We start from the raw sequence: 3,754 nt of genomic DNA, 5'->3' as shown, positions 1-3,754 counted from the left end.
TCTTTGAGTGACGCCAAGGTTGGTAGGGCCGCCCGGATCTGCTTTGCGAGACCGGTTTGCAAACCCACCCTCAGTTCCAAGCAGGTCTAAAATAATCAGTCGAAACGTATCTTTCATGCTCTGCCCCCAATAAAAAACGGGAGCTGAAAAGCCCCCGCTCAGGTACAAAAAAAGCCGCAAATGCGGCGCGAAAAATTAACATGCTGCCAATTGCTCAGCTCTGCGGAACAACCGGCAGGAAGTAATGCAAGACAATGCGCACCTTGCCCCCGGTGAAGTCGCCGCCATTGGCTTTCAGCCGCACGGCTGTATCCCCATAAAACGCAGTAGGTCCAATCACTCCGGCATTGTTTGAGCCAACGGCCGCCCCCAGCGATCCGCCGAACTTGGATTGCTCACCGGCAAGCCCGCAGTCATATGAGGCCGCTCCTGTCACAGCCTCCACCGTGCGGGTAGATACGCAGAACACGATTGCCCGATTTGGGATCAAAACCGAGCTGTCAACACTGCTACCAGCAAGGCTTAGCTCTTCATCCACGGTTACAAACTGGCTTTGTGCGCCGTGATCCGTTTCACTTAAAACGGTTTTCTCTTGCTGGAAGGCAAGGCCGCCTGTTCCCGGATCTGTGCCCAGCCCGGCAACAGAGGAAAAGCTGCCCCACTCACCATCGGAATAAACCTGCATGGTTTCCGCGCTTTCAATCCAAGCAGCCCACCCGGTGCCCGGTTCAAGAAACTCCCAAGCCCCGGCGCTAAAGGCCGCGATCTGGTTTTCATGCCCGGCAAAATCTCCGGCCGCTCCTGCAGGTACTATGTAACGCGCTCCCTCATCAGGATCTGCAGGCGGATTGGTTACGCTGTTTGAGATAACCGAAAGCTGCACCACCACATCAAGCAAGGCTAAGGCTTCATTGTGGGTCACATGCTTTTGCGATTGCGCAGCCGCAATCATTGGCAGCTTCAAAAGTGCCGTTGTGCTCATTACTTCCCCCTTTACGCTTCATAGTGAGCAACAGCAGGAACACCGCGCCCATAGACCTCAGATAGTTGATAGACCCACACGTCAAAGCTGGATGCAGGCCCGCCAAAGTCTTCCACCTGCATGGCGGCCGTGTAGGAAACAGACCCTTTGGAAGCAGAAAGGGAGCGCTTTAAAACGCCCCCTTCCCGGATCTCAACAGTGTAACTTTCCAGCGTCTCCCCAAGAGGGACTTCTGCCACCTCCCAGCTATCCCCGCCCGTTCGCGTGCGCCTTATCCAGCTTATTGCAATGCTGCCATCAGTCTGCGCACGGGCGTTCAAATGCACGGGCGACAGCGGCCGTTCTCCCCGGCCGGTGAAAGTCTTCTGGTAACTGGTGTAATCCTCAGATCCCACACCAGCCCCGGCCCGGCCTGCTTGCCAGTTAAGCGGCAAACCCAGCTCAGAACGAGAAAGCCCGTTTTGTGTCATGCCGCCATCCAGCACCACCACACGTGCACCTGCAGGTGCACCCATGCCCGGCTCACTGCCCCGCTGCCCGCGTAGCAGCTTGCTTAAGGTATAGGTGCGCTCAGCAATCAGCTCAGCATTGGCAAACTGCAACAGCTCCCATTCACCGCCTGCCCCTTCAATCAGCATGGCATTGCCACCAGAGAACACCAGATCCTCTTCAAGAGAAGCCAGCGCCCCGTTGTAGAGCTTGACCTTGACCCGGTTGCCTTTGTCCCAGCGGTGCAGCGGCCCTGCAGGTAAGGGTGCTTGCAGCTCCCCGAGCACACCTTGCTGATTAAGGGCGGCCCGCAGCTCATAGCCACTTGTCACCGGGCTGGATAAGAACGCCATGCCCGGAGAAAACGGCAACTGATAGCCGGTCAAGTAGCCCTGCCATGGTGTGTCCTGATCACGCAAAAGCGGCCCGTCAATGAACACCCCTAATGCGGCCGCCTGCAGCGCCTGCCCTTTTGAGACAAAGGCCCGTGTTGCTCCCTTGGTGGCTTCATACACCGGTGCATCATAAGTCACCGCTTCAATCATGCGGGCGTCTCCATCCTTGACGGAAAGCACCCGCACCGCGAACACACGGCCGGAGACAGTCAGTTTAAGATAGTCACCCGGCTCAATGTGCAGATCCGTTGGAGGCAGCACATAGCTTAAGCGCTCCCGTGAGGCCCACGCCTCCTGCAACAGGTTTTCAGCCATGCCCTGCAGTCGCTCATAGTTGGTCACAACGGGCAGATCAGAAGTAACAACCCTTTCAGTTGAAACAGCCCCTTCCAGAGCCTCTGCCGTTGCCGTGTTAAAATCCTTTGAGCTGTCATAGGCCGTTACCCGCACCACTGCAGGCAACTCGGTTTCTTGTGCTCTTGTAATGGAAACCCGCTCTTTGTCCTTGCCCTGATCAACCAGTTGTTCTGCTTCAATCTCAGCTAAGGGATAGCGGGAACGACGCGGGCGAAACGCCACCCGGCCACCAGATTCCACCGCATCAAAGAAGAAGGCAGCCCCAAGGGTTTCCAAGACGCTGCGGGCACTGGTGATAGAAGAGATGAGGAAACCATCGGCAACCCCATCTGCCCCGGCCGTTTCAAAGTCTATGCCTTCACGCAGGCCCGCCCGCTCCATCAAGAGCCGGGCAATGCCATCTGCGGAGACACCACCCACACGGCCGGAAAGCCAATGCCCGGTGGTGAAGTTGCCCCAATCCGCCCAGGTATCGGATTCCACCGGAAACGATGGAAACGGCCGCACATCCCAAGCCCATGCAAACATGTTCACGGGGTCCACCATTGGCCCACCATAAACCGGGCTAACTGGATTGTTGCCAGCCTCTACAGCCCAGTATTCCAGCATGGCGCGAAGGTAACGCCGCTGTATCAGGTCGTCACGCACCCCGGAGGAAAAATAGGGCACCTGACTTTCTGAGGATTTGGGATCATAAAACACGTTTGGTTGATTGGTGCCTTTGTCGATCGCGGGGCAGCCAAACTCTGTAAACCAGATAGGCTTTGATTTTGGCACCCAGTTAGTTGAGGTATTTGAACGCACCCCGCCCGGCCGGTTGTGGTGCGGGTTTTCCCACCAGCTCCGAATATCCTTTTGACGAAACACCCAGTGCTCACCATGGTCCTGATCTGCAATCAAGGTGCGGTTCTGGTTGGTCCGGTCCTCATCAGAGGCATAGTAAAAATCGAAATACTCCCGGCCCTCGATGCCAGCTTTCAGATAGTCCAGATCATGGATTGATTGCGCCCCCTGCCCGTGGTCCTCATGGTTTTCATGATCGCGCCAATCAGTCAGCGGCAAGTAGTTATCAATGCCGATAAAGTCTATGTTTTCATTGGCCCAAAGCTTGTCCAAATGAAAGAACACATCGCCGCTGCCATCACCCGGCCGGTAGCTGTGAAACTCGGACCAGTCGGCGGCATAGCCTATTTTGACATCCGGCCCCATGATCTTGCGCGCTTCCTCGGCGATATAGGCCATGAAGTATGCAAACGGAAAGTCATCAAACCCCCATGTTAGAGCCGAAATGCCCGGCATTTCCGTTCCAACAACAAAAGCATCCACACCGCCCGCTGCCTTTGCTAACATCGCAAGGTGCAAAGCAAAATGGGTATAACTCCATCGATATTCGCCAGTGTAGATTGTCCGTCGTCAAAGATAGTTGGACAAAATTGGCTTTCGATTAGTGGAGTGTCTGGCCCAATTGCGTGTTGATGTTAAGCGGCTTGTGCGTGGTAGCGCAAGCGTCGGTTTTGAATAGTTCTGCGTT

General features: G+C 55.7%; 3 protein-coding genes. All 3 read right to left on the bottom strand.

Translation table 11 applies throughout. The annotated features are described in order from the left end of the window. A partial coding sequence (locus PsAD46_RS27825) for a glycosyl hydrolase 108 family protein (RefSeq protein WP_275496299.1) occupies positions 1 to 117 on the bottom strand: 117 nt, incomplete at its 3' end. Positions 118 to 214: 97 nt separating this feature from the next. After that, positions 215 to 982 carry a DUF2793 domain-containing protein gene (locus PsAD46_RS01055; protein WP_063305970.1) on the bottom strand — a complete coding sequence of 256 codons (768 nt, stop codon included), beginning with the start codon at positions 980 to 982 and terminating at the stop codon, positions 215 to 217. A gap of 11 nt (positions 983 to 993) precedes the next feature. Next, positions 994 to 3,627 carry a glycoside hydrolase/phage tail family protein gene (locus PsAD46_RS01050; protein ID WP_275496298.1) on the bottom strand — a complete coding sequence of 878 codons (2,634 nt, stop codon included), beginning with the start codon at positions 3,625 to 3,627 and terminating at the stop codon, positions 994 to 996. Positions 3,628 to 3,754 lie beyond the last annotated feature (127 nt).

This window comes from Pseudovibrio sp. Ad46, assembly GCF_001623065.1.
Classification (GTDB): domain Bacteria; phylum Pseudomonadota; class Alphaproteobacteria; order Rhizobiales; family Stappiaceae; genus Pseudovibrio.
The sequence above is the reverse complement of the archived record's forward strand: the minus strand, read 5'-3'. Positions and strand labels throughout refer to the sequence as shown.